This is a genomic window from Pseudomonas sp. 300 (assembly GCF_055803035.1).
Genome location: NZ_JAVLRV010000002.1, coordinates 2,243,204 through 2,268,428 on the forward strand (window position 1 = coordinate 2,243,204; position 25,225 = coordinate 2,268,428).

A 25,225-nucleotide genomic window follows, 5' to 3' on the forward strand; every position below is an offset into this window, starting at 1 on the left:
CGGGCTGCATCAGTTGGCAGCTCCTTTACGGGTGACAGGCTCGGCAGCAGGATTGAAGACCGGCTCGCGACGCGGCAAACGGCCGTTGAGCACGGCGTACGCCACCAGACCAATCAACAGCCCCCAGAACGCCCCACCGATCCCGAACAAAGTGATGTTGGCGGCAGCAGCCAGGAAGGTAATCAGCGAGGCTTCGCGGGATTTGGCGTCGACCATGGCACTGGCCAGGCTGCCGCCGATGGTGCCCAGCAGGGCGAGCCCGGCCAGAGTAGTGATGAAGGTTGCCGGGAAGGCCATGAACACCGCAGCGAGGGTCACGCCGAAGACCCCTACGAGGATGTAGAAGACGCCCGCAGCAATGCCGGCGATCCAGCGCCTGGAGGGTTCTTCATGGGCCTCCTTGCCGGTGCAGATGGCTGCTGTAATCGCCGCAATGTTGAACGCGTGGGAACCAAAGGGCGCCATGAGCAAGGAGCCCAACCCGGTGAGGGTCACGATCGGATTGGCACTGGTGCTGAACCCATCGTTACGCAGTACCAGCATGCCAGGCATGTACTGACCGGTCAGGGTGATCAGAAACAACGGCAGCGCGACACTGAGCAAAGCATTGAGCGAGAACTCAGGCAGGGTGAATACTGGTGCCGCGAGTTGCAGCCCCAGCCCCGACAAATCGACACGCCCCTGAATCAGCAGGAAGGCCAGCCCCAATGCCAGAATGCCCACCACCGCGTAGCGTGCGGTAAAACGTTTGAGCAGGATGTAGGCGACAATCAGCAACCCGACCAGCATCGGGTCAATGCTCATGCCGCCAAAAGCACCGATGCCAAACTGCAGCAGGATACCGGCCAGCAGCCCTGCGGCCACACCCGGCGGGATCAGTCGGATGACTTTTTCGAAGTAGCCGGACAAGCCCAGCAGCACGAAGGCAGCGGCCGAGATCATGTACGCGCCCACCGCCTCGGCATAGGGCGTGGTGGCCAGGGCGACGACCAGGAATGCCGCCGCGGGTGTCGACCAGGCGGTGATGATCGGCTCGCGAGAAACCCAGCTGAGGAACAGCCCGGTAAAGCCCACGCCAATCGACACGGACCACACCCACGAAGCTGTCAACTCAGGACTCAGCCCAGCTACCTTGGCTGCCTGGAAGACCAGAATGAAGGTGCCGCCATAGTTGACAATGACCGAGATCAGACCGGCGACAATCGGATGAATGAGATCGCCGAGGCGAATAGATGACTTGGATGTTGAAGAAGACATGGCTTTACTTTGCTCCTTGCAAAGCGAGGTACTTGGCCTCGACTGGAAAGTGATTTATAACGCTGAAATGGCCTGTTTTGCCCGTACACTTTTGCGCATGAAACCAGACCACTTGTCGGGCCTGCGGCGGTCCATGCCTAGCCATGCACGCGGGCGAAGTCCTGTATGAAATCGGTCAATGCCTCGACCGCCGGCAGCGTGACCGCGCTGTAGATGCAGGCCCTGACGCCACCAACCGAGGCATGGCCCCTGAGGCCTCTGAATCCGGACTGATCGACCAGGCACAAGAAGTCCTTTTCAACCGCGGTATCGGCGAGCACGAACGGCACGTTGTTGATCGAGCGAAACGACGCTTGCACACTGTTGCGATAGAACCCGTCGCTGTCGTCAATCGTGCGATACAGCAGCTCGGCCTTGGCCTGGTTGGTCTGGTGGATCTTCTCGATACCACCGCAGCGTTGAATCCACTTGAATGTCAAACCGGTGAGGCACCAGAGGAAGGTTGCCGGCGTATTGAGCATCGATTCCGCGTTGGCGATGTGCGCGTAATTGAGAATGTCGGGGGTGACCTCCAGTGCGGCATCGAGTAGCGCGGCGTCAATGATCACGATGGTAAGGCCCGCCGGCCCCATGTTCTTTTGCGCGGCGGCATAGATAAGGCCGTGTTTGGCAACATCAATGGGTTTGGAGAGCAGGCTTGAACAGGCGTCGCAGACCAGAGGAACCGACACGCATGGCGCGCCGGCGAATTGCACGCCGTGCACCGTTTCGTTCTCCGTGTAGTGCAGATAGGCTGCGTTCGGGTTGAGGTTCCAGTTCGTCACGGCGGGGATGCGATCAAAGCCAGAAGCCTTGCTGCTGGCAGCGATACGAACGTCGCAGTAGCGCTGAGCAGCCTGGATGGCCTTGCCCGACCAGAGCCCGGTATGCAGATAGTCCGCAGTCCCTTTTATCGCCCAACAGATTCATCGGCACTTGGGCAAACTACAGCGAGGCGCCGCCTTGCACGAACAGCACTTTGTACTGGCTGGGCACCTGCAGAATCGCCCGCAGGTCTTGTTCGGCCTGATAGGCAAGTTCCATGAACACCTCTGAGCGATGGCTGATTTCCATCACCGACATGCCGGTACCAGCGAAGTCGAAAAACTCTTCGTGCGCTTGCCGAAGCACTTCAAGCGGCAGCGCGGTTGGCCTTGCGCTGAAGTTGTGTGACCTTGCCATACCTTAATCCAGCCCTGCTCAAAGTTGCCCACCAAGCGATAGATCGCCGAGCACAAAGGCAATAGCGATGGACAGAGCCTACGGATAGACTGGCCTGCCTTTGCAGGCCAATTTATTCACATAGGGCAGACCGCATGGCGAAAACCTTCGAGCTCGAAACGCTGAAGATGCGACTCAACGACGCCGAGTTTCAGCTGCTGGATCTGCACCAGCGGATTCAGCGTGCCCTGCGTGCACTGATCCTCGACGGTGCCCTTGACTCTGGCCTGAAGCTGCCGGCAACCCGGGTCCTGGCCAAGACGCTCGGCGTTGCCCGCGACACGGTCGAGAACGCCTACGTGCAATTGCACCGTGATGGCTTCATCGTGCGGCGCGAGGGCTCGGGCAGCTATGTATCCGAGTCGGTTGGCACCGAATTGCGCGGGGCTGCGCGCCGGCGCATGAAATTGCTAGACACCAAACACAGCGAGGCGGCGCCAGGACCGGGCTTGAGCCGGCGCGGTCGGATGATTTTCGACAGTGGTGGAGTTACCGATCAACAGGTAATCAAGGCCTTTGCCACAGGTCTGCCGGAAACCCGCACCTTCCCCACCGATGTCTGGGAACGCCTGCAACGCCAAGTCATGAAGGACTACCGGGGCAATGTCCTGCTGCACGGAGACCCGCAAGGCGCCGAGCCTCTGCGCAAGGCGATTGCCACCTACTTGAACCTCGAACGCGGTGCCAAATGCTCCCCCGACCAGATCATGGTGTTGAGCAGCACTCGCCAGGCCCTTTTTCTGTGTGCGCAGTTGTTGGTGGATGTCGGCAAACCAATCCTGCTGGAAAACCCGGGTTACTATGGCGCCAAGAAGGCCTTTGAAACCGCCGAGACCAAGGTCGTGCCCATTGACGTCGATGCCCTGGGCATACGCACGGACCTGCTGTACGCCGACCGTAGCGGCGCCAATTGCGTCTATATCACGCCGTCTCATCAATACCCCACCGGCGCGACCTTGCCGCTGGAGCGTCGTCTTGAGCTGATCAACTGGGCAGCGGAGAGGGGCAAGTGGGTCATCGAAGATGACTACGACAGCGAGTTTCACTACGACGGGCAGCCGACTGCCTGCGTACAGGGCCTGGACAAGTACCAGCGTACGCTCTACATCGGCACCTTCAGCAAGACCCTCTACCCTGGGTTGCGAATGGGCTACATAGTACTGCCCCACGAGTTGATCAAAGCCTTCACCTACGCGCGCAGCATCATGGACGGCCACACGCCACAAATCCTGCAACTGACCCTGGCGCGCTTTATGGAGGACGGCCATTACAACGCCCATGTCCGGGCCATGCGCAAACTGTATGCCGGGCGCCGTTCCATCATGCTCGACGCGATCGGCAAGCACTTGGACGGCATCGTTACCGCCTTGCGCCCTCCCGGCGGGCTACAAATTCCCTGCCTGCTGCACGATGGCTGGTCGGAGGAAAAGACCATCCGCCAAGCTGCCAGAGCGGGCGTGCAACTGCCCGGCCTCAGTCGGCTGTACGCCGGCGAGGAGAAGAAACAAGGTTGGCTATTGGGGTATTCGTCCTTGACCGCCTATGAAATCGAAGCAGCCATGCTGCGCCTGGCCAAAGCGCTGAGCAAGAAATAGGACAACAAATGGCTGGCCGAGCTGCAGAACACCGTGTCCTTTTCTGCGCAACGCTCCAGAACAAATATGTTTCAGACGCTGTCACGTGCCTACGATGAATGCCACGCATTAACGCTTGAATAGGCATATGGGTGAGCAGCGTTTCACATTCGTGGTAATTGTTCATGGTTTCTGCGCTTCGCCCGCTGGAGCGAGTTAGACCTCAAACATGGCGTCTGGGAGAGATCCGACACGCGACCAGTGCTGTAAGGCATACCCTTTTCCACAAGCGCGCTCCGAAAAATGGGGTATGACACCAACACCGAGATCTGCGGCCATGGCGTTTCGCTCGATATCCTGCAGCGAACGGATCGAGTCGGGTTTGTGGACGGACACAGGCATTGAAAGACTGATGAGCCACAGGGAACGCAACAACGTCCGCGCCGCTTACATCCACAATGCCGAATTCATCGAGGATCGCAGGCTGATCATGAACTGGTGGAGCCGGCACCTTAAGGCTAATCAGCAGAAGCATGTCAGCCCACGCGAATTTGCCAATCAGAAAAATCGATGTGGCTTACGTTCGGAGCAAGCAGGTTGGCGCAGTAAGTCCTGCAGCCGCCGCGCGAGTTCACTCACCGGCCAAAGCGAGTTTTCAATGTATTTAGTAAATTCGGAGCGACCCAGTAGAAAACCCGAAAGGTCATCACGGACGCGTATAGAAAGAAATATTTAATAGTTTTTTGTCGCTTAAACCTCCTGTTTTTCAGAAGACGTCACTGAATGTGCTGTAACGATCGCTACCGAACGATTTCCACGCTACACACGGTAGTTCGATATAACCAAATAAACCGCCAGTAGCATTTAATACGCGAAAACTACTACCAAAGTAGTAGTTTATTGAAATTCAATACCAACGCATTAGCTAGCTAAGCAATTAATATTACTCGTTGCCAGTGATAAATCAGGTTGAAAATTCAGAAAAGCACTATCTAGTTGTAAAAATATATGTCACATTTTTCCTACATTTCGGCAAATATCATGTGCTCTCATCAAATGATGCTTTTGGCTTTTTGCAAGTGAGGGAAGTTATGGCTGGTGTTATGGCGTCAATTAACAGTCGCACACAGCTAGTAGGCCAGAATCGACTGGAACTCCTACTTTTTAGATTTAATACGAATCAATTGTATGGAATTAACGTCTTCAAGGTCCGAGAGGTTATACGCTGCCCTTCCTTATCTATACTACCAAAGTCTAATCCCAATATTTGTGGCGTGGCGAATATAAGAGGTATTTCAATCCCCATACTCGATCTGGCGATGGCCACTGGATTGCCAGGTGTTGAAGATCAGGCATCGGCCTTCGTGATAATTACTGAGTACAACACTCGAACGCAGGGATTTTTGGTCTACGCGGTTGAACATATTGTTAATTTAAATTGGGAGGACATCCATCCGCCTCCTAAAGGAAGTGGTGAAGACAACTATTTAACAGCTGTCACGCGTCTGGGCGATCAGTTGGTTGAAATCATTGATGTCGAAAAAGTATTGGCTCAGATATCCCCCACTTCAGAGGAGATATCAGAGGGGGTTGTGGGTGCCGACGTAACTCATCTGGCACGGAAGCTGCGGGTGCTCACGGTAGATGACTCAGTGGTGGCCCGCAAGCAAGTAACCCGTTGCCTGGAAACCGTTGGGGTTGAGGTCGTCGCATTGAATGATGGTCGACAGGCTCTGAACTACCTACGGTCAATGCTGGATGAAGGACGCAAACCGGAGGAAGAGTTTCTTATGATGATCTCGGACATCGAGATGCCTGAGATGGACGGCTACACGTTGACTGCGGAAATCCGTAACGACCCACGAATGTCAGATTTGCACATTGTGCTGCACACCTCACTGTCCGGTAGCTTCAACCAGTCGATGGTCAAGAAAGTAGGCGCTAGTGATTTTCTCGCTAAATTCCGGCCCGACGATTTAGCCGGGCGAGTCGTCGCTCGCATTCGGGCAACGACCACCCAGTAAGTTTTTAACAGATCAAGACTAAAGCCAAGGAGGTTTTAAGGGACAAAAGGACTCAGAAAATACCGAGAGGTAGATACATGTTGAAATCGTGCAAGAACAGCGACGTTTGCAAAGATTTTTTCAACAGCGAGCGGTGTCAATCCGGCCCAGACAGCCCCTACTGGAAAGAAGCACAGCTCATAGATACCAGGAACGATACTGAGTTGGCAGATATATCTAAAATAGCGAATTCAACTTCTCAAAAAACAAAAGAAACTATTGTTGTCGACGCCATGTCTAGCTCTGTCACTCTGGAAGAAGAGCTAATAGCTGCAAAAAAACTCTATATGCAATCAAAATCAGCCGTCGTTGAAATGTTCAATCAAGCGAGGATGGGGCGTGCAATCGCTGTAGAACAGGCAGATGAGCTGGTCGATAACATACGCGGTTCGATTGCTCGCCACCCCAGCGCTTTTATTAGTTTGGTTCGACTCAAAGGTGCGGATGAATACACTTACATGCATTCAGTAGCGGTGTGTGCCTTGATGATTGCTGTTGCTCACCAATTGGATTTTTCTGCAGAACTAATCCACCAGGCCGGCCTCGCGGGGTTGCTACACGACGTAGGTAAAATGGCGATTCCCGGGGCCATTCTCAACAAACCCGGTAAATTGACAGAGGAAGAGTTTGACGTCATTCGCCAGCACCCTCAAATGGGCGCGCGCATGTTGCGAGCCTTGGTACCGGTTTGCGAGATGGTTGTGGACGTGTGTCTGCACCATCACGAAAAGATTGATGGTTCCGGCTATCCAGATCGGTTGGCTGGTGAGCAAATCAGCCTTTTCTCTCGTATGGCAGCCATTTGCGACGTCTACGATGCCGTCACCTCGGATCGTCCATACAACGAAGCCTGGGGTCCGGCAATCGCCATTCAAAAAATGTCGGAATGGAAACGACACTTCGACAGTTCGGTCTTTCAGGCATTTGTCAAATCAGTCGGGATATACCCGGTGGGCTCTATTGTTCGCCTAAGCAGTGGAGATATCGGAGTAGTCGTGGAGCAAAGCCCCAATTCTTTGTTAACTCCAAAAGTTAAAATCTTCTACTCCCCTGCTTCAAATACCTATATCACCCCTACTTTAATTGATATCGGCGAACCTGCACAGAGCGAGAAAATCATTGAGCGGGTCTTGGCGCAACACTACGGGTTTAAAAACACAGAAACACTTTGGCACGGTTCGCCCGCACAAACAAAATAACAAATAAATAGCTGTACCGGCTTAGTCTTGTTCGAGCTGTATTTTAACGAACAAAACCACGAAAGCAGCAAACAACTTAGCCTTTAGTCGCCTCGTCGTGCAAGAACATAAAATGCTGCCGTCTTTAACGATGGTATAAAATATAGTGGGCAGGGGGATATTATGAAATTCAAGTCTTTGCAGACACGCATTTGTGTCACTGCAGGTATATGCTTATTTGTTTCTTCGACCAGTCTGGTCATTTACGGGGTATTTAACTCTCGAGCAAATGAGCAGTATGTCTCGACAGAAGTCACAACACTTGTTGAAAAATCAACGATCCGTGAGATCCAGAACCTGGCTGAGTCTCGAGCAAATGCCATTCAAACAAAACTGCAGAATGCGCTTGATGCAGCTCGCACCATGGCCACAGCATTTGCAGCCAGCAAGACCTCTCAAAGCCCCTTAGCACTAGGTCGGGAACAGGTTAATACGGTATTACTCAGCGTTCTTAAAGACAACCCAGAATTCAATGGCACCTATTCATGCTGGGAGCCCGAGGCGTTGGATGGACAAGATATGGCGTTCCGTAACACCTCAGATGGTAGCAACCCGTTAACCGGACGCTTCACCCCTTATTGGACGCGTAGCGCTGACGGCCATGTCGCAGTACAGCCGCTAGTGGAGTATGACTCTACGGATCGTCATCCCAATGGGGTGCTTAGAGGTGGCTGGTACAGCGGCCCGCGTTCAACATTGAAAGAAAGCGTGCTCGATCCTATCCCGTATGTAGTGCAAGGGAAAAATGTCTGGTTGACAACTTTGTCGGTTCCGATCGTTGCTAATGGCAAATTTTACGGAGTGGTAGGCGCTGACTTCGATATTTCCTTCATTCAGAAACTCAGCGAGCAAATGTCTGCGGATCTCTATGGTGGCAAGGGCTCGGTAACCATTATGAGTAACCAGGGATTGGTAGTGGCTGACAGTGGTCGCATCGACCTGATCGGTCAGCCGATCAAGAATTTGCTGCCCGAAACTTGGGACAAAGTACTCAGTGACATACAGGGCGCACGCGGCAATAGCCTACTCAATCCCCAAACGCAAAACATTGAAGTGCTCATGCCGATTCAGCTTGGGCGTACTGGAAAACCTTGGGCTGTGTTGATTCGACTGCCCAAGGCGGTGGTCATGAGCCAAGCAATTACTCTAGAGCACGAATTGCAGGCGCGCAGCGTCAGCAACAGCACCTGGCAAGTGTCAGTGGGGCTGGTCATTTCACTGTTGGCATTGGTAGGCCTATGGTTTGCAGCGGCAAAAATCGTCGGACCGATTCGTGAGGCAGCAGCGCTGGCAGCAAACATCAGTTTAGGGGACTTCTCCCGCCGGTTAGTACAGCAATCAGAAGATGAAGTCGGACAGCTGTCATATGCACTAAACGACATGTCAGAAAGCCTGCAACGCCAAGTAAGGGTAGCCGAACGCATTTCTGAGGGTGATCTGGATCTGGAGGTACGGCTATCTTCGCCAAACGATACACTCGGCAAGTCACTACAGAAGATGGTCAGCAACCTCAACAATCTGATTTCCGAGGTGCAGGTCAGCGCCACCCAGATCACTGGCAGTTCGGAGCAGGTAACCGATTTGAGTCAATCGCTATCGGACGGAGCATCGAACTCCGCCTCATCTGTCACTGAAATTAGTGCCGTCATGACTCAGATGGCCGCGCAGACTTCCGATAATGCTGCCAATGCCAAAAAAGCTGATGAGCAATCACAAGCTTCAAGAGCTGACGCAGGCGAAAGCGACAAGCTGATGAGCGAGCTTATTGCTGCCATGGCGGAAATCGACAATTCGGGAAAAGACATTACAGCGATTATTACCACCATCGATAACATCGCCGCACAAACCAACCTATTAGCCCTCAACGCAGCGATCGAGGCGGCTAGGGCTGGCGAACTGGGGCGTGGTTTTGCGGTAGTGGCCGACGAAGTTCGCAGTCTTGCAGCGCGGAGCGCTGAGGCCGCTCAACAGACAGCGGCACTGATCGCCGACTCATCCACCAAGACACAGCGCGGCATGATCATCGCGGGCCGAACCGCAGAATCACTCAAAAGTATCGTCAGCGGAACCAGTGCGGTATCCAGCCTGGTGTCTCTCATTTACCAAGCCTCTAGCGAACAAGCCTCGGGCTTGCAACAAGCCAGTATCGGTCTTGAGCAAATCGATGAAGTTACGCAGCAAAACCAATCTAACTCGCAAGAGTGTGCGGTGGCAGCAAAGGATCTTTCTGCCCGCGCATCGTTGATGCAACGTGAACTAAGTCGTTTCAAAGTAAAAAAGGCGTAGCAACTTCGGAGTTCTTAGCAGAATTCTGGGATTATCATGACTCCTTTGAAGGTGAAGCCATGCAGGATCTTAATAATTTTAGAATCAGCTTCCTACATCACGAAAATATAAATTTCATTTACGTGATTACTAGTACTTTGCACGAGGCAGACAGCTGGAAATATATAGCCGATCGACTTGGACTTTTTTATTGTAATTCAGAGGGGTACACCATGCTTTCTCACGCCATAAAAAAAATGGTAGAAGCGAACGGTGTTACTGAAGTGACGGTAGAAATATGCGACATTCCTAGTCAAGCAGATGAGCATAAAAATATTGCCCGTCGACTCTAAATCGGGTCAAGTGGACGAGCTGTAGGCTTTGTCATTTTTGAGGGAGGGGGCACACCGCGAGGTGCGCCCTTGAAACCAAGTCAACGTTCGAACCGACGAATAGAACTGACACAAAAATGCAACATATGGACTAAACATTCTTTATTCCTATTCAGTTATTCAATCAAATGCCGATAGAATTTTAAACACAACGAAAACCGGCCTTCTAGAGGTACGTCATGTTCAATAAAACACTAAAGAACGAGCTGTCGGTCATGACGACTGAAGTGGCAGGATACAAAGGACTGATAGGGGCTCTTGAGCGCTCCATGGCTGTAATTGAGTTCGATCTGAACGGTAACGTGCTTCGCGCAAACGACAATTTTCTTACCACAATGGGATACCGCGCGGAAGATTTACTCGGCAAGTCACACCAGGACTTTTGTACACCAACTCAAACGCGAAGCAGTCACTACAAAGACTTCTGGACGCAGCTTCGCGCCGGAAAATTTGTCTCTGGGACCTTTCAACGTATTAACAGCCGCGGCCAGAACGTCTGGCTCGAGGCAAGCTACAATCCCGTTATGGACGACCAGTGTAGAGTTATCAAGGTGGTCAAATATGCTCTTGATGTCACCGCCAAGGTGGAACTAGATGCCGAGATGCGGACGAAGCTGGCTGCATTGGATCGGGCCATGGCCGTGATCGAGTTTGATTTACACGGTAATATTCTTGTCGCCAATGAGAATTTTCTCAATGTCATGGGCTACGCCGTAAACGAACTCAAGGGCAAGCATCACCGCTTATTCTGTGAATCGACGCTAGTGAATAGTCCCGAATACGTCGATTTTTGGCGCAGACTCAACGCCGGTGAATTCTTCAGCGGTCAGTTCAAACGCCTTGGCAAGCATGGAAGAGCAGTATGGCTAGAGGCTACCTACAATCCAGTTTTCGATGCCAACGGCGAACTCTGCAAAGTCGTTAAGTTCGCCAGCGATATAACTGAAAGAGTTGAAAAGTTTGAAGAGGACTCCCGTGGCGCATCTCGGGCTTACCATATATCAGCGGAAACTGAAAAAGTCGCGGAGCAAGGTGCCCAAGTCATCCAGGAAACCGCTCGGGAAATGCGGCAGATTGCCGAAAATATTGGAGCGTCCGCACGATTAGTAGGCCAATTAGGTGATCGTTCTGAGCAAATTACGGCCATCGTCAATACCATTCGCGGCATTGCCGATCAAACCAATCTACTGGCACTCAATGCAGCCATTGAAGCAGCCCGTGCAGGAGACCAGGGACGAGGTTTCGCTGTAGTAGCCGATGAGGTGCGGCAACTGGCAGGACGAACCAGTCGCTCTACAGCAGAAATCGCCGAAATGATCGGTAAGATCCTCGCCGAAACCCGTGAAGCGGTTGCCAGTATGAACACCACGCAAGAGGGCGCACAACGAGGCGTATCACTGGCCGATCAGGCCGGGGCGGTCATTTTACAGATCCGTAGCGGCACCAGCGATGCGGTTGAGGCGGTAAGCATGTTCGCATCTACCCTTGATGAGTCCGATGTTATTCCAAAGACCGCTGTCGGTTGGGTGGGTTAACTGTTTTTTACGGCATTTTTAATATCTGCTCGGCAACATAAGAAACTTTTGCACTGACCTGATCAAGAGCTTGAATCAGGTCAGATTCCGGATTTTTTGTCCATTCCAAATCTGTGTCCCTCATGCCAGAGACTTCATCGTCTGCTTCGGCAACTCTCCAAAGCGCTGCCGATAGTAATTGGCAAACCGCCCCACATGCCCGAACCCGAACTCCAGCGCGACCTCTGTCACGCTGGTGTGCGGCTTCGCCAGCAAGTACTCCCTGGCGGCTTCGAGCCGTAATCCGCGCAAGCGGTCCATCGGGCTTTGACCGTATTCACGTTGGCATAAGGTGTTCAAGCTGCGAATGCTCACCCCGACAGCAACCGCCAGTTCAGCCAGGGAGATGCCTTGAGCAAGGTGTTCGCGCATGCAGGCGTCGATTTTTTGCAATTGACGGGTGGGCTGCCGCGGCGAACGCGACTCTTGTTGCGCAACGCCACAATGGCTGAGCAGAAACAGCGGCAGGCTTTGCTCCAGATGCTGTAACCAGCGAGAAGGCAGTGCACTCGACTCGCCCTTGGGCAAGTGCTCCAGCAACTCGCTGACCAGACGAAACCAGCGCATCGCCAGTGGCCGTTCCAGACGGCTGACCGGCGCTAAAGTGAAGCCCGATGGCAAGTCATCGGCCAGCGCATTTTGGCTGGCGTCGAGCAATGCTCGTGGCAGTTTGAGGATCAGTTGCTCACAGCCCTCCTCCCACACCACTCGAGCCTGGTTGCGCGGAGACAGGATCGCCACTTCTCCCGGGCTGACGTCATAGCCCATGCCGTCGGACTCAAGCGTGGCACTGCCGCGCAGCGGCATCTGTACCAGCACGAAATCTTCGAAAGGCTGCGGCCGGATTTCTACTTGGCCGCCGTAACGCAGCGCATACAGTTCGCAACTGGCGACCTGGCCGCGATAGAACGCCGTATCGACCCCGCCTCGCGGCCAGTCCAGCTCATGCTCCACCAGCGCTTGCCCCATCAAACGCTGGGTTTCCTGCGCCGAGCGACTGGTGAAGACCGGCTCGCGGCACATCAGCGACAAGTTGAGGCCCACGCTGTTGGCGGTGGCCGCGTGGAAAGTCGTCATGTCAAAGTGACCGGTTGCGACGGGCTTCACTGCGCTGCAGAGTGGCGCTGGGCGTTTCGTTGAACAGCTTGCGGTACTCACTGGCGAACCGGCCCAGATGCGAAAACCCCCAGCACATCGCGATCACGGAGATGTTGCGCACCGAGGCGTCTTCGAGGATTTCCTGGCGTACGGCGCCGAGGCGAAACTTTTTCAGGTAAGCCATGGGCGAGACGCCCATGTGCTTGCGAAAGCCTTCGAACAGTTTGAAGCGGGACACCCCTGCCGCCGCCTCAATGTCCTCCAGGTGGATGTCTTCGCGAGCGTTGCTTTCTATGAAGTCCTTGGCGCGCACCAGGTAATACGGCAACTTGACGCCCAGTTGGTCACGCAGTTCGGCACTGTAGTTGTTGGGCTGGGAAAGGATGAGACCCTTGATCAGCGCGCTTTCGATATCGCGGGTGAAGTACACCTGACTGAACAGGTCGTGGCCGCGCTCCAGCTCATCGATGTAGTAACGGGCCAGCCGCCACCAGGAGGCAGAGGCGCCGTTGACCGCGTCCATCACCGGCTCGAACTTCAGCGGCATTTCCAGCGGGCGTTGCAGCATGCCTTCCAGTGTCTGGCGCATGGCCATGCGGGTGATCACCACGGAGATCTTGTGACAGTCACCGGCCATGCTCAGTGTCTGGGTTTCGTGCGGCGTCACGATCAGCCCCTGATCCTGATTGGAGTACAACCGACGGCCATCCTTGACCAATTCCTGCTCGCCGCGAATCGGCAGGCTGAGGCTGTAGCAATTGAGGTGTTCGGCATCCTCGACGCCGATGGTCACGTCGGTACCGTATTCCATCCGGCCCAAGGTCGTGGACATGGATTTGAACACATTGGCCTTGTGGTGAAACTGAATCCGGTTCGGCTGCGAGGTCTGCAGTTCGTGCGGCCCGCAAATGCCGGCCATCCATGCCCGGGCACCGGCCAGGTCGTAGCGATCTATGCGGATATCTCGAAACTGGACAACATTTGGTTCGGTCATGACGGTACACCCACGGCAATGGACATCGACACGCTCTTCGGCGCGTATTCTCATTGGGTTTGCAAGGGCTATGCCCAGCCGGTGCGAACAGGCGAAATCCGCACTTTTCGGCTAGTAATCGGAAACTATCTGGATGTCGAACGCGTTGCGCGGCGTTGATGCGCACAGCAATGGTGCCAGGAGCGGGCGACGCAACGGGTAAAGCGCTACCCGAGGCGTCACTTCTGCGCGCAACCGTGTCCGATTTCAGGGCAGGACGTTACCAAAATTTCCAGGTGTAAGTCGTGATCAGGCGGTTTTCCACCCAGTCATTGCCATGGCTGAATTTGGCGACGACATTGCCGGCCTCTACGCCCACGCCTTTGAGCGGACCGCTTTGCACCACGTAAGACAGCACCAGGTTGCGCTCCTGCTCCGCTGCCTGACTGAGGTTGTCGCCACGGTCCACCGAACTGCCCTTCAAGTATCGGGTCATGAAACTCAGGCCCGGCAGCCCCATGGCGGCAAAGTCGTAGTCATAACGCAGTTGCCAGGATTTTTCGTTGGGTTTGATGAACGCCACCCGCGACCAGTTCACCAGGAACGGCTGCGGCACATAACCGCCCAGTGTCGGGAAGTTGCTGTCGCCGAGCATGCGCTGGTATCCCACGCCGAATCGGTGCCCGCCTTTTTTCAGGGAGGTCATGGCGCCATAGGAACGGTTATCAATGTAGCCGTAGAGCGCGTCGCCGTCTTCGCTGTTGTTGAAGTAACGCAGGTCAGTCTTCAGCGCATAGCCGTCGCCCAGGTCTGCCAGATGGGTGATGCCCAGGTAGTGCTGCTGGTAGATGTCTTCCAGTTGCGCGTAGAAGTAAGTACCGGTCAGCGACGGAGTGAAAGCATAGCTGGCACCGGCAAGGTTGAGCCCGTCACTGCCATGGCGCACACCCGAACCGGTCTGCAGGTACAGTTTTTCGTAGTTGGAGGAGTTACGCGCACCGATCTGCGTCAGCCGCCCGGCGGTCAATGTCAGGCCGTCGATTTCCTTGGATTCGAGCAGGCCACCGCGATAGGTCGTGACCAACTGACGTGAATCATCAATGATCACCACCGGCAGTAACGGCCGCAGTTCACCGACTTTCAGCTCGGTTTTCGAATAGCGCATTTTCAGCGTCGCCCCGCCACGGCCATATTCATCGGCCTGCTCCTGACGGCTTCGGCTGTAAGGAATGATGGAGTCATCGCCGCGCCCGCCACCGCCGTCCAGCCTATAGGCATACTGCACCTCTGCGTCCAGGCCGAACTGCACCGGGCCTTCGGTATAGCCGGAGGCAAAACGCAGGTCGAACCCCTGAGTCCAACTGCCCACCCGCGAACGGGCCGGGTTGTCCTGCTTGAAATCCCGATCGATGTAGAAGTTGCGGGTACCCAGTGTCAGCCGGCTGTCAGAGACCACGTCAGCCTGAGCCAATAATGGCGTCAACAAGCCCACTGTTTGAATCCCTCGAACTAACCACGTTTTATGCAACATATTATTTTTCCCCCTGCCGCGTTTAGAGCAACACATGAATAGAAGGCACTTCTGGCTAAAACCAGGGCCATGAGCAATGGCAGTTTCCAGTGACCTGCAGCGAGACACTCTGGTGGTGCTTCGATTGAAATTAAGCCGCAACAAGTTCGTCAGCGGCTATCCCGTTACTGGAAGACAATTAGCCGTTTGCTCAGCCTTCACAGGCGACAAAACCCAGTATTTACAGGAGAAAATCGCCAACAACCCAGGATCAAGGCTTATTTTCCGGATGGGTTTCCACTAATAAGCGGATAGACCCTGTCCATCGCCACGTCATTTAATGAAGGCGTGAATTAGCCCATTGGCCGAGGACTGGGATATGACAACTGCACGAAGTATCGAACAGTGGAAAAGTTATATAGAAAGTTGCCTGGACTTCCGTCCGGAAGACGGTGTTTATCGCATCGCCCGCGATATGTTTACCGACCCGGAATTGTTCGATCTGGAAATGGAACTGATTTTCGAGAAGAACTGGATTTACGCCTGCCACGAAAGCGAGATCGCCAATAATCACGATTTCATGACGATGCGTGCCGGCCGCCAGCCGCTGATCATCACCCGCGACGGTGAAGGTCGTCTGAACGCCCTGATCAACGCCTGCCAGCACCGTGGCACCACCCTTACCCGCGTTGGCAAGGGCAACCAGTCGACTTTTACGTGCCCCTTCCACGCCTGGTGCTACAAAAGCGACGGCCGGCTGGTAAAGGTCAAGGCGCCGGGCGAATACCCAGAAGGCTTCGACAAGGCTACCCGCGGCCTGAAAAAGGCCCGTATCGAAAGCTATAACGGCTTCGTGTTCGTCAGCCTCGACGTGGAGGGCACCGACACCCTGGAAGACTTCCTCGGTGACGCCAAGGTGTTCTTCGACATGATGGTGGCGCAGTCACCTACCGGTCAGCTCGAAGTGCTGCCGGGCAAGTCGGCCTACACCTACGACGGTAACTGGAAACTGCAGAACGAGAACGGCCTGGACGGTTACCACGTCAGCACCGTCCACTACAACTACGTGGCCACCGTGCAACACCGCCAACAGGTCAACGCCGAAAAAGGCCTGACTTCCAGCGACACCCTGGACTACAGCAAGCTGGGGGCCGGCGACAAGGAAACCGACGACGGCTGGTTCGCTTTCCACAACGGCCACAGCCTTCTGTTCAGCGACATGCCCAACCCGGCCGTGCGCCCTGGCTACGCCACCATCATGCCGCGTCTGGTCGAGGAACACGGCCAGGGCAAAGCCGAGTGGATGATGCACCGCCTGCGCAATCTGAACGTCTACCCGAGCATGTTTTTCCTCGACCAGATCAGCTCGCAGTTGCGCATCATCCGCCCGGTGGCCTGGAACAAGACCGAAATCAACAGCTTCTGTCTGGGTGTGGTCGGCGAGTCGGACGCCGATCGGGAAAACCGCATTCGTCAGTTCGAAGACTTCTTCAACGTGTCCGGCATGGGCACCCCCGATGACCTCGTGGAGTTCCGTGAAGCCCAGCGTGGCTTCCAGGCGCGTCTGGAACGCTGGAGCGACATTTCCCGCGGCCAGGGCAAGTGGGTCGAAGGCGCCACCCGCAACAGCGAAACCATTGGCATCGCCCCGGCACTGACCGGCACCGAGTTCACCCATGAAGGCCTGTACGTCAACCAGCACGCCAACTGGCAGCGCTTTTTGCTCGAAGGCCTGGCGCGCAAGGCGGCCGAACAACAACCGTTGAAACTGCGTGAGGTGTGAACATGAATTCGCAACTGCAATACCGCGTCGAGCAATTTCTCTACCGCAACGCCGAGGCCTGCGATGCCCAGGACTGGGACACCTACCTGGCCATGTTCAGCGATGACAGCGAATTCCACCTGCCGCAATGGGATTCGGAGCACGTCTACACCACCGACCCGAAAAAAGGCATGTCACTGATCTACTACCCCAACCGGGGTGGTCTGGAAGACCGGGTGTTCCGCATTCGTACCGGCAAGGCGGCATCGACCATCCCGATGCCGCGCACCCTGCACCTGATCAGCAACGTGCGTATCGCGCCGCTACAGGATGATGAGCTGGAGGTCCGCGTCAACTGGAGCACCTTGTACTACCGCATGCAAACCGCCGAGCAGTTCTTCGGCCGAGCCACCTACCGCCTGCGCCCCGACGGCGAGAGCTGGAAGATCGCCCGCAAACACGTAGTGCTGCTCAACGACACGATCAACTCCGTGCTCGATTTCTACCATCTCTGAACCCTGCGGATTAACGCTCATGACGTACAAGGTCGCCTTCAGTTTCGCCGATGGCAAAACACTCTTCTGCAACGTGCAGAACAATGAAATCCTGCTCGACGCGGCCCTGCGCAGCGGAATCAAGATTCCGTTGGACTGCCGCGAAGGGGTTTGCGCGACCTGTCAGGGCCGCTGCGAATCCGGGCAGTACACTCAGGACTATGTGGACGATGAAGCACTGTCGGCCAGTGACCTGGCCGAGCGCAAGATGCTGACCTGCCAGACGCGCGTGCAGTCGGACGCGGCCTTCTACTTCGACTTCGATTCCAGTCTCTGCGGCAGCAGCGGCCCGAGCACTCTGCAAGGCACCGTGAGCGAGGTGCGACAGGTATCGCCGACCACCGCCATCGTGCATGTGGAAGTCGGTGCAGCGGGCGCGGCGCTCGACTACCTGCCGGGCCAGTACGCTCGTCTGCAGGTACCGGGCACCGAACATCGGCGCTCGTATTCCTTTGCCTGCGCGCCGGGCAGCAGCAACCTGCAGTTTCTCATTCGCTTGCTGCCCAGCGGCGTGATGACCGATTACGTGCGCGATCGTTGCCAGGTCGGTGACGTGATCCACATGGAAGCGCCGTTGGGTGCTTTCTACTTGCGTCATATCGACCGACCGCTGGTGATGGTGGCCGGTGGCACCGGGCTGTCGGCGTTCCTGGGCATGCTCGACCAGATTGCCGACCAGCACGGCTGCGGCCATCCGGTGCACCTGTACTACGGCGTGCGCGAGGCCGCGGACCTGTGCGAGGTCTCGCGCATCGAGGCCTATGCCGCACGCATCCCCGGGTTCCGTTTCACGCCCGTGGTCAGCAATCCCAACCCCGACTGGCCGGGCAAGACCGGCTATATCGCCGATCACCTGGAATTGGCCGAGCTGCGCGACCAGCCGTTCGACCTGTACCTGTGCGGCCCGCCGCCGATGGTCGAGTCAATCAAGGACTGGCGCCAGCAGCACGGCCTGGACCAAAGCCGCCTCTATCTGGAGAAGTTCACCGAGAGCAACAGCTGACACAGCACTTCCATAACAACAATCAATCGGCCCGACCGAACACTGAATCACTGCCCTCATCGATATCCACCGTGCGTTGGCACGACCTACTTCATAGGCCGCCTCATGAAAAACCTGGTATTGCGTGCATGTCTGGCAACCTCCCTCTGCGCAGCGACGGCTGCCCAGGCCGTGGAGCCTGTCCGAATCGGCTTCATCACCACCCTTTCCACCCCCGCCGGCTACCTGGGCGAAGACTCGCGGGACGGCTTCCAGCTGGCGATCGATCAGGAGGACGGCAAGCTCGGCGGTGTGCCGGTGCAACTCATTGTGGAAGATGACGGACTGCAACCGGCCAAGGCCAAGCAGATCGCCGACCGCATGAGCCTGGACGGTATTTCGCTGTACACCGGGGTGATTTTTTCCAACGTGCTGGCGGCCGTGATCAACACCGCCACCAAGGACGGTTTCTACGTCAGCAACAACACCGCGCCCTCGACCCTGGCCGGTGAAAAGTGCATGGCCAACTACTTCGTCGCCTCCTACCAGAACGACACCCCGCACGAGATGGCCGGTGTCGCCGCCAACGAGCTGGGCTACAAGAAGATGGTGATTCTGGCGCCCAACTATCAGGGCGGCCGTGACGCACTGGCCGGTTTCAAGCGCACCTTCAAGGGCGAAGTGACCGAGATCTACACCAAGCTCAACCAACTGGACTTCTCGGTGGAACTGGCGCGCGTGCGTGCGCTGGCGCCGGATGCGATCTTCCAGTTTCACCCGGGCGGCGGCGGCATCAACTTCGCCAAGCAGTACGGCGGCTCGGGCCTGTCGGCGCAAATCCCGATGGTGGTGCCGGTGTTCTCCATGGATGAACGTATGCTCGCCGCCACCGGCGATGTGGCCAAGGGCACCAACATCGTCACCCTGTGGAACCCGCAGTCGGACAACCCGGCCAACCAGGCCTTCGTCAAAGCCTTCACCGAGAAGTACAAGCGCGCCCCGACGGTGTATGCCGCCCAGACCTACGACACGGCACGACTGATCGGCGCAGCCCTGAAGACCTCCCAGGGCAATCTGAAAGATCAGGCGGCCTTCCGCTCGGCCATGAAGAACGTCAAGTTCGATTCCATTCGCGGTGACTTCAGCTTCGCCCAGAACCAGCACCCGGTGATCGACTGGTACCTGCTGCAAGTGCAGGCCGGCGCCGATGGCAAGCTGATCGAAGTGCCGATCAAGACTCTGGCGACCCGCCACGTCGACAGCTACGCCGCTCAATGCTCGATCTGACCGGCACCTGAGCCCCCGTCCTCGCCCTGCAGAAACCTGCGGGGCGTTTTCATGAGGAACGCAGTCATGTTATTGCTCGAACAGATTCTCAACGGCCTGCAATACAGCGCCTTGCTGTTTCTGCTGGCCTCGGGCCTGACCCTGATTTTCGGCATCATGGGCGTGATCAACCTCGCCCACGGTGCCTTTTACATGGTCGGCGCTTTCTGTGCCGCCTACACCGCCATGGCGACCGGCTCGTTCTGGCTGGGCGGCCTGGCCGCGCTGATTGGCTCGGCCTGCTATGGCGCGCTGATTGAAACCTCGATCATGCGCCACCTCTACAAACGCGATCACCTGGATCAGGTGCTGGCGACGTTGGCCGTGGTGTTTTTCAGCAATGAATTGCTGACCCTGATCTTCGGTCGCAGCCCACCGGCGATGCCCACGCCCGAATGGTATTCGAGTTTTGTCCAAGTGCTGCCGGGGCTGATGTACCCGGTCAGCCGGCTGCTGTTCATCGTTGCAGGTCTGGTGGTGGCGGTCGGCATGTGGCTGCTGATCAACCACACGCGCCTGGGCATGCTGATTCGCGCGGGGGCCGACGACCATGAAATGGTCGGCGCGCTGGGCGTCAACATCGCCCGGCTATACACCCTGGTGTTCGTCTTCGGCTGCATGCTGTGCGGCCTGGCCGGCTTCATGGCGGCACCGCTGCTGTCGGTGGAAATCGGCATGGGCGAAAAGATCCTGATCACCACCTTCGTGGTCATCGTCGTCGGCGGTGTCGGTTCGGTGCGCGGTGCGCTGGTCGGTGCCCTGCTGATCGGCATGGTCGACAGCCTCGGCCGTGCCTACATTCCGCCGCTGCTGGACCAACTGCTGCCCAGCGAAACCAGCGGCACCCTGAGCGCCGGGCTGATTTCCGCCAGCGCCTACATCGTCATGGCCCTGGTGCTGCTGGTGCGTCCGCGCGGCCTGCTGCCGGCCCGTGCCTGAGGAGAACGCTATGTCACCACGCCTTATCATTGACCTTGCGTGCCTGGCGACCTTTGCCTGCATGCCGCTGCTGGCCCACTGGTTGCACGAACCCTACCTGGTCAGCTTCTTCACCCGCCTTGCGATCTACGGCATGGCGGCCATCAGTCTGGACTTGTTGATCGGCTACGGCGCCATGGTCAGCTTCGGCCATGCCGCGTTCTTCGGACTGGGCGGTTACATCGTCGGCATCGTTGCCTTCCACACGTCGCAAGGCATGCCGCTGTGGGGCTGGGAAGGCAGCAACAGCGCGCTGGTGGTGTGGCCACTGGCCCTGCTGGTATGCGCGCTGCTTTCGTGGCTGGTGGGTTATCTGTCGCTGCGTACCAGCGGCGTGCAGTTCATCATGATCACCCTCGCGTTCGGCCAGATGCTCTACTTCGTGCTTGGCTCGCTGTCGCTGTACGGCGGTGACGACGGCATCCTGCTCAACGAGCGCAATACCCTCGGCGCACTGGATCTGAGCGACGCCAACCACTTCTACTACCTGTGTGTAGCGTTGCTGGCCGGTTGGTTGCTGCTGTGTCGGCGGCTGGTCAATTCGCGTTTCGGTTTTGTCCTGCGCGGGCTCAAGCAGAGCGAGCGGCGCAGTGTCAGCCTGGGCCTCAAACCCTTGCGCTATCGCCTGACGGCCTTTGTGATCGCGGGCACCGGCGGCGGTCTGGCGGGCATTCTGTGGGCCAATTACGCGCTGTTCGTCAGCCCCGACATGGGCGCCTGGCACAAGTCCGGCGAGTTGATGGCGATGGTGATCCTCGGCGGCGTCGGTACCCTGCTCGGCCCGTTGCTGGGTGCGGCCACCTACCTGGGCCTTGAACAAGTGCTGAGCCAGTGGACCGAACACTGGATGCTGATTTTCGGTCCTCTGTTGCTGCTGGTGGTGCTGTTCGGCAAGAAAGGCGTTTACGGATTGCTGCTGAGCCTGTTGCAGCGCAAGCCGAACGTGGTTGCCGTCAAATCGAACACCGCCGTGGAGGCACGCCCATGAGCGCACAGCTATCGATTCGTGATCTGCACAAGGCCTTCGGCGCGGTGAAAGCCACCAACGGCGCCAGCCTGGAACTGGCCAAGGGTGAGTTGCACGCCATCATCGGCCCGAACGGCGCCGGTAAATCCACGCTGATCGCGCAGATCGCCGGGGAAATTTTCCCCGACCATGGCCAGATTCATCTCAACGGTCAGGACATCACCCGCGTACCGGCCTGGCAGCGGCCGCGCCTGGGCCTGGCGCGGGCCTTCCAGGTCAGTCAGCTGTTCACCGAGTTCACCCTGCTGGAGAACGTCGCCTTGGCTATCGCCGCTCGTGATGGCAAGGCGTTCGGCATGTGGCGTCCGCTGAGCCGCGACACCCGCCTGCTGGAGCCGGCGCTTGGCTACTTGCAGCAGGTGGGCCTGGGCCCTCGCGCGCAAGACCCGGTCCACGAGCTTTCCCACGGCGAACGGCGGCAACTGGAGATCGCCCTGGCCCTGGCTCAGGAAGCCTCGGTGCTGTTACTCGATGAGCCGATGGCCGGGATGGGCGCCGACGAATCCGCACGCATGACCGAGCTGCTGCACAGCCTCAAGGGCCGCTACGCAATCCTGCTGGTTGAACATGACATGGACGCGGTATTCGCCCTCGCCGACCGTATCACGGTACTGGTCTACGGTCAGACGGTGCTGACCGGCAGCGTCGAACAAGTGCGCAACGACCCGCAAGTGCGGGCCGCCTACCTGGGAGAAGAACATGCTTGAGGTTCAAGGCTTGAAAGCGGGGTATGGCTTGAGCCAGGTGTTGTTCGACATGCACCTGAGTATCGAGCAGGGCCAGGTGGTGTCGTTGATCGGCCGCAACGGCATGGGCAAGACCACCACGGTCAAATCAATCATGGGGTTGCTCAAGCCCAGTGCCGGCAGCATCCGCATCAACGGCACGGAAATGCGGGGTGCTGCGCCCTATCGCATCGCCAAGGCCGGCCTGGGACTGGTGCCGGAGGGCCGCCGCGCCTTCGGCACCCTGAGTGTGCGGGAAAATCTGCTGGCCACCGCCACGCGGGGCAAATGGGATTTGGCGCGGGTCTATGAACTGTTCCCGCGCTTGCTGGAGCGCCAGGACCAGCTGTCTCGCACCCTGTCGGGCGGCGAGCAGCAGATGCTGGTGGTGGGCCGCGCACTGCTGACCAACCCCAGCCTGTTGATTCTCGACGAAGCCACTGAAGGCCTGGCCCCCATCATCCGCGAGCAGATCTGGCGTTGCCTGGCCACCCTCAAGGCAGAGGGTGAGACGATTCTGGTGATCGACAAAAACCTCAAGGAAATGGCACGGGTAGTCGACCGTCATCACATCATTGAGAAAGGACGGCAGGTCTGGGATGGCACCCCTGTGGAACTCGCGGCTCAACCCGAACTGTCGCAACGCTACCTGGGAGTGTGAGCAGCCATGGACCTCGATCAGGCTTACAACAACGTCGCAGCAGTGGGCGATTTTCCACAGATCATGCAGCGTTTTCGCCAGCGCAGCGCCGAGACCTATGCGAGCCACGCCTGGCAGCGTGACATGCCCTATGGCAATGGCATGCGCGAGCGTTTCGACTGGTACGCCCATGCGGATGCCGGCGCGCCGACGCTGCTGTTCATTCATGGCGGTTACTGGCAGGCCTCGGACAAGGACGACTACGCCTTTATCGCCGAGGGGCTGATCGAGGCCGGCTTCAATGTCGGACTGCTCGAGTACACCCTGGCGCCCGAGGCGAACATGAGCACCATCGTCGGGCAGATCGGCAAGGCTCTGGACCACCTGATGGCGCACCGCGAAGCCTTGAACATCGGTCAACAGGTGGTGCTTTGCGGGCACTCGGCGGGAGGCCATCTGACCGCGCTGCATCGCCGACATCCGCTCGTGACCCTGGCCCTGCCGATCAGCGGCCTGATGGAGCTCGAACCCATCAGCCGCTGCTGGTTGAACGACAAGCTGCAACTGAGCCAAGAGGATATCCAGCGCTTTAGCCCGCAAAGGCTGATCGGCGACGGCGCACCGTTGCTCGTGACCGTGGGCGCGGATGAGTTGCCGGAGTTGATTCGGCACTCGCGCGAGTACGCCAGTGCCTGTCGCGAGGCCGGGCAGGCCGTGAGCCTGGTCGAGCTTGCAAGGTGTCATCATTTCGCTGTGCTGGATGATCTGGCCCAGGCGGATGGCGAACACTTGCGGGCGCTGCTTGCGCACCTGAGGGTGACGCGTTCAACCCGATAACACGCGTCATCGGTAACCCCCATCGCTCCCACAGGTATTGCACTGCCCTTGTGGGAGCGAGCCCGCTCGCGAAAAACGCCCGGACAACGCGATCATGCGGACAGGGCACCTCTTCGTTGGCGCCCATCCACCCTGCCAATCACTCTCGCCAGAAGTGGATACCGGTTTGCCTTTAACGGCTTTTTTGCCCTCACCAAGCTTCATACAGTGGCTACGAATTCAGACAGGAATTGCGTATGTCCAGCCTCTCGCTCAGGGTCGCACACATCGAGCTTTTGACCCCCAGAATCCGCCGCGTCCTGCTGGTGTCCAGCGACGCCCGACCACTGCCGGGCTTCACCGCCGGGGCGCACCTTGAGTTGCACGTACCCGGCAATCGCACTCAACGCCGGGCCTATTCGCTGGTCAACTTGCCCGACGGCGAGCACTACGAAATCGCCGTCCAGCTCGAAGCGTCGGGTACCGGTGGATCGCGTTGGGTGCACTCGCTCAAGGTCGGCGATGAACTGCTGGCCGAATCGCCACGCAACCACTTTCCACTGCATGAAAACACCGAACACGCACTGCTGATCGCCGGCGGCATCGGCATCACGCCGATGCTTGGCATGGCCCGGTCGCTGCGAGCGGCGGGCAAGCCCTTCACCCTGCACTACGCCGGTCGCGATGAAGCGCAGATGGCCTATCTGCCAGAGGCCCGCGCCTGCCAGGACAACCATTGCTGGATCAGCGGCGGCGACCCGCAAAAGCGCCTTCCTGCCGCTGCAATCCTGACCGCGCCAAGACCCGGTCTGCACCTCTACATCTGCGGCCCGACCGCCCTGCTCAACAGCGTGCTGGCCTGCGCTCGCGAACAGGGTTGGGCAGAAGATCACCTGCATTACGAACTGTTCAGCGGCGCCCTGGAAATGGCCGGCGATCAAGGCTTTGAGGTGCGCCTGCGCGAAAGCGGCGTGAGCCTGCAAGTGGCTGCCGGGCAAAGCGTGCTCGACGCCATGCTCCAGGCCGGCCTGGACCCGATGTTCGACTGCCGACGGGGTGACTGCGGCGTGTGCGTCGCTCAGGTCATCGACGGCCAGCCCGATCACCGCGACATCTGCCTGTCGGAGCGCGAGCGCGCCAGCGGCAGTTTCTGCACTTGTGTCTCCCGTACCCGCAGCGCGCTGCTGGTGCTCGATCTGTGACAAACCGAG

At 57.4% G+C, this 25,225-nt stretch carries 20 protein-coding genes and 5 pseudogenes; 20 read left to right on the forward strand and 5 right to left on the reverse strand.

Annotated features, from left to right (window positions below; genetic code table 11):
* Positions 1–9: 9 nt before the first annotated feature.
* Entirely contained in the window at positions 10–1,257 is a 1,248-nt protein-coding gene (locus Q7W83_RS16770; RefSeq protein ID WP_150637415.1) for a benzoate/H(+) symporter BenE family transporter, read from the reverse strand.
* Positions 1,258–1,394: 137 nt separating this feature from the next.
* Positions 1,395–2,478, reverse strand: a pseudogene (serC, locus tag Q7W83_RS16775) (3-phosphoserine/phosphohydroxythreonine transaminase).
* Between the two features lie 134 nt (positions 2,479–2,612).
* Here serC and pdxR point away from each other — a divergent pair.
* The 9 genes and pseudogenes from pdxR to Q7W83_RS16820 all read left to right on the forward strand — a co-directional run.
* The gene (pdxR, locus tag Q7W83_RS16780) at positions 2,613–4,112 is read left to right on the forward strand and encodes a MocR-like pyridoxine biosynthesis transcription factor PdxR (protein ID WP_473656368.1); all 1,500 of its coding nucleotides are present in this window, start codon (positions 2,613–2,615) and stop codon (positions 4,110–4,112) included.
* Positions 4,113–4,283: 171 nt separating this feature from the next.
* Positions 4,284–4,653 (forward strand): annotated as a pseudogene (locus Q7W83_RS16785) (tyrosine-type recombinase/integrase); the annotation flags it as partial.
* Between the two features lie 529 nt (positions 4,654–5,182).
* Positions 5,183–6,115, forward strand: a complete 933-nt coding sequence (locus tag Q7W83_RS16790) for a chemotaxis protein CheV (RefSeq protein WP_150654252.1) — start codon at positions 5,183–5,185, stop codon at positions 6,113–6,115.
* A gap of 77 nt (positions 6,116–6,192) precedes the next feature.
* Entirely contained in the window at positions 6,193–7,353 is a 1,161-nt protein-coding gene (locus tag Q7W83_RS16795; RefSeq protein ID WP_473656369.1) for an HD-GYP domain-containing protein, read from the forward strand.
* Positions 7,354–7,755: 402 nt separating this feature from the next.
* Positions 7,756–8,778 (forward strand): annotated as a pseudogene (locus Q7W83_RS16800) (PDC sensor domain-containing protein); the annotation flags it as partial.
* Positions 8,779–8,889: 111 nt separating this feature from the next.
* Positions 8,890–9,678 (forward strand): methyl-accepting chemotaxis protein, encoded by a 789-nt coding sequence (locus Q7W83_RS16805; RefSeq protein WP_412071025.1) that lies wholly within the window; start codon positions 8,890–8,892, stop codon positions 9,676–9,678.
* 59 nt (positions 9,679–9,737) lie between these two features.
* Positions 9,738–10,010, forward strand: a complete 273-nt coding sequence (locus Q7W83_RS16810) for a hypothetical protein (RefSeq protein ID WP_150632491.1) — start codon at positions 9,738–9,740, stop codon at positions 10,008–10,010.
* A gap of 308 nt (positions 10,011–10,318) precedes the next feature.
* Positions 10,319–10,996, forward strand: a pseudogene (locus Q7W83_RS16815) (PAS domain-containing protein); the annotation flags it as partial.
* A gap of 111 nt (positions 10,997–11,107) precedes the next feature.
* Positions 11,108–11,584 (forward strand): annotated as a pseudogene (locus Q7W83_RS16820) (methyl-accepting chemotaxis protein); the annotation flags it as partial.
* Between the two features lie 120 nt (positions 11,585–11,704).
* Here the strand turns inward: Q7W83_RS16820 and Q7W83_RS16825 are convergent.
* The 3 genes from Q7W83_RS16825 to Q7W83_RS16835 form a co-directional block, all read right to left on the reverse strand.
* Entirely contained in the window at positions 11,705–12,700 is a 996-nt protein-coding gene (locus tag Q7W83_RS16825; RefSeq protein ID WP_473656370.1) for an AraC family transcriptional regulator, read from the reverse strand.
* A gap of 1 nt (position 12,701) precedes the next feature.
* Positions 12,702–13,715, reverse strand: coding sequence for an AraC family transcriptional regulator (locus Q7W83_RS16830; RefSeq protein WP_191623708.1), 1,014 nt, complete (start codon positions 13,713–13,715; stop codon positions 12,702–12,704).
* 259 nt (positions 13,716–13,974) lie between these two features.
* Positions 13,975–15,225: an OprD family porin gene (locus tag Q7W83_RS16835; protein WP_473656371.1), complete on the reverse strand. Its 1,251-nt coding sequence runs from the start codon at positions 15,223–15,225 to the stop codon at positions 13,975–13,977.
* 76 nt (positions 15,226–15,301) lie between these two features.
* Between Q7W83_RS16835 and Q7W83_RS16840 the strand changes: the two genes are divergently transcribed.
* The 11 genes from Q7W83_RS16840 (at position 15,302) to Q7W83_RS16890 (ending at position 25,216) form a co-directional block, all read left to right on the forward strand.
* Positions 15,302–15,508 carry a hypothetical protein gene (locus tag Q7W83_RS16840; protein WP_150632495.1) on the forward strand — a complete coding sequence of 69 codons (207 nt, stop codon included), beginning with the start codon at positions 15,302–15,304 and terminating at the stop codon, positions 15,506–15,508.
* A gap of 75 nt (positions 15,509–15,583) precedes the next feature.
* Entirely contained in the window at positions 15,584–16,987 is a 1,404-nt protein-coding gene (gene antA, locus Q7W83_RS16845) for an anthranilate 1,2-dioxygenase large subunit (protein ID WP_150632496.1), read from the forward strand.
* 2 nt (positions 16,988–16,989) lie between these two features.
* Complete coding sequence (gene antB, locus Q7W83_RS16850) at positions 16,990–17,481, forward strand: anthranilate 1,2-dioxygenase small subunit (protein ID WP_150632497.1); 492 nt, start codon at positions 16,990–16,992, stop codon at positions 17,479–17,481.
* Positions 17,482–17,500: 19 nt separating this feature from the next.
* Positions 17,501–18,523, forward strand: a complete 1,023-nt coding sequence (gene antC, locus Q7W83_RS16855; protein WP_150632498.1) for an anthranilate 1,2-dioxygenase electron transfer component AntC — start codon at positions 17,501–17,503, stop codon at positions 18,521–18,523.
* 105 nt (positions 18,524–18,628) lie between these two features.
* Positions 18,629–19,789, forward strand: a complete 1,161-nt coding sequence (locus Q7W83_RS16860) for an ABC transporter substrate-binding protein (RefSeq protein ID WP_150637424.1) — start codon at positions 18,629–18,631, stop codon at positions 19,787–19,789.
* A 66-nt stretch (positions 19,790–19,855) separates the two neighbouring features.
* Complete coding sequence (locus Q7W83_RS16865; RefSeq protein ID WP_150631563.1) at positions 19,856–20,767, forward strand: branched-chain amino acid ABC transporter permease; 912 nt, start codon at positions 19,856–19,858, stop codon at positions 20,765–20,767.
* Positions 20,768–20,777: 10 nt separating this feature from the next.
* Positions 20,778–21,794 carry a branched-chain amino acid ABC transporter permease gene (locus Q7W83_RS16870; protein WP_150631564.1) on the forward strand — a complete coding sequence of 339 codons (1,017 nt, stop codon included), beginning with the start codon at positions 20,778–20,780 and terminating at the stop codon, positions 21,792–21,794.
* Positions 21,791–22,540, forward strand: a complete 750-nt coding sequence (locus tag Q7W83_RS16875; RefSeq protein WP_150631565.1) for an ABC transporter ATP-binding protein — start codon at positions 21,791–21,793, stop codon at positions 22,538–22,540. The genes Q7W83_RS16870 and Q7W83_RS16875 overlap by 4 nt, the downstream gene beginning before the upstream one ends.
* The gene (locus Q7W83_RS16880; RefSeq protein WP_150631566.1) at positions 22,533–23,219 is read left to right on the forward strand and encodes an ABC transporter ATP-binding protein; all 687 of its coding nucleotides are present in this window, start codon (positions 22,533–22,535) and stop codon (positions 23,217–23,219) included. The genes Q7W83_RS16875 and Q7W83_RS16880 overlap by 8 nt, the downstream gene beginning before the upstream one ends.
* A 6-nt stretch (positions 23,220–23,225) precedes the next feature.
* A complete protein-coding gene (locus tag Q7W83_RS16885; RefSeq protein ID WP_473656372.1) occupies positions 23,226–24,035 on the forward strand; it encodes an alpha/beta hydrolase in 810 nt (269 codons plus the stop codon).
* A 236-nt stretch (positions 24,036–24,271) separates the two neighbouring features.
* Positions 24,272–25,216 carry a PDR/VanB family oxidoreductase gene (locus Q7W83_RS16890; RefSeq protein ID WP_150637428.1) on the forward strand — a complete coding sequence of 315 codons (945 nt, stop codon included), beginning with the start codon at positions 24,272–24,274 and terminating at the stop codon, positions 25,214–25,216.
* Positions 25,217–25,225 lie beyond the last annotated feature (9 nt).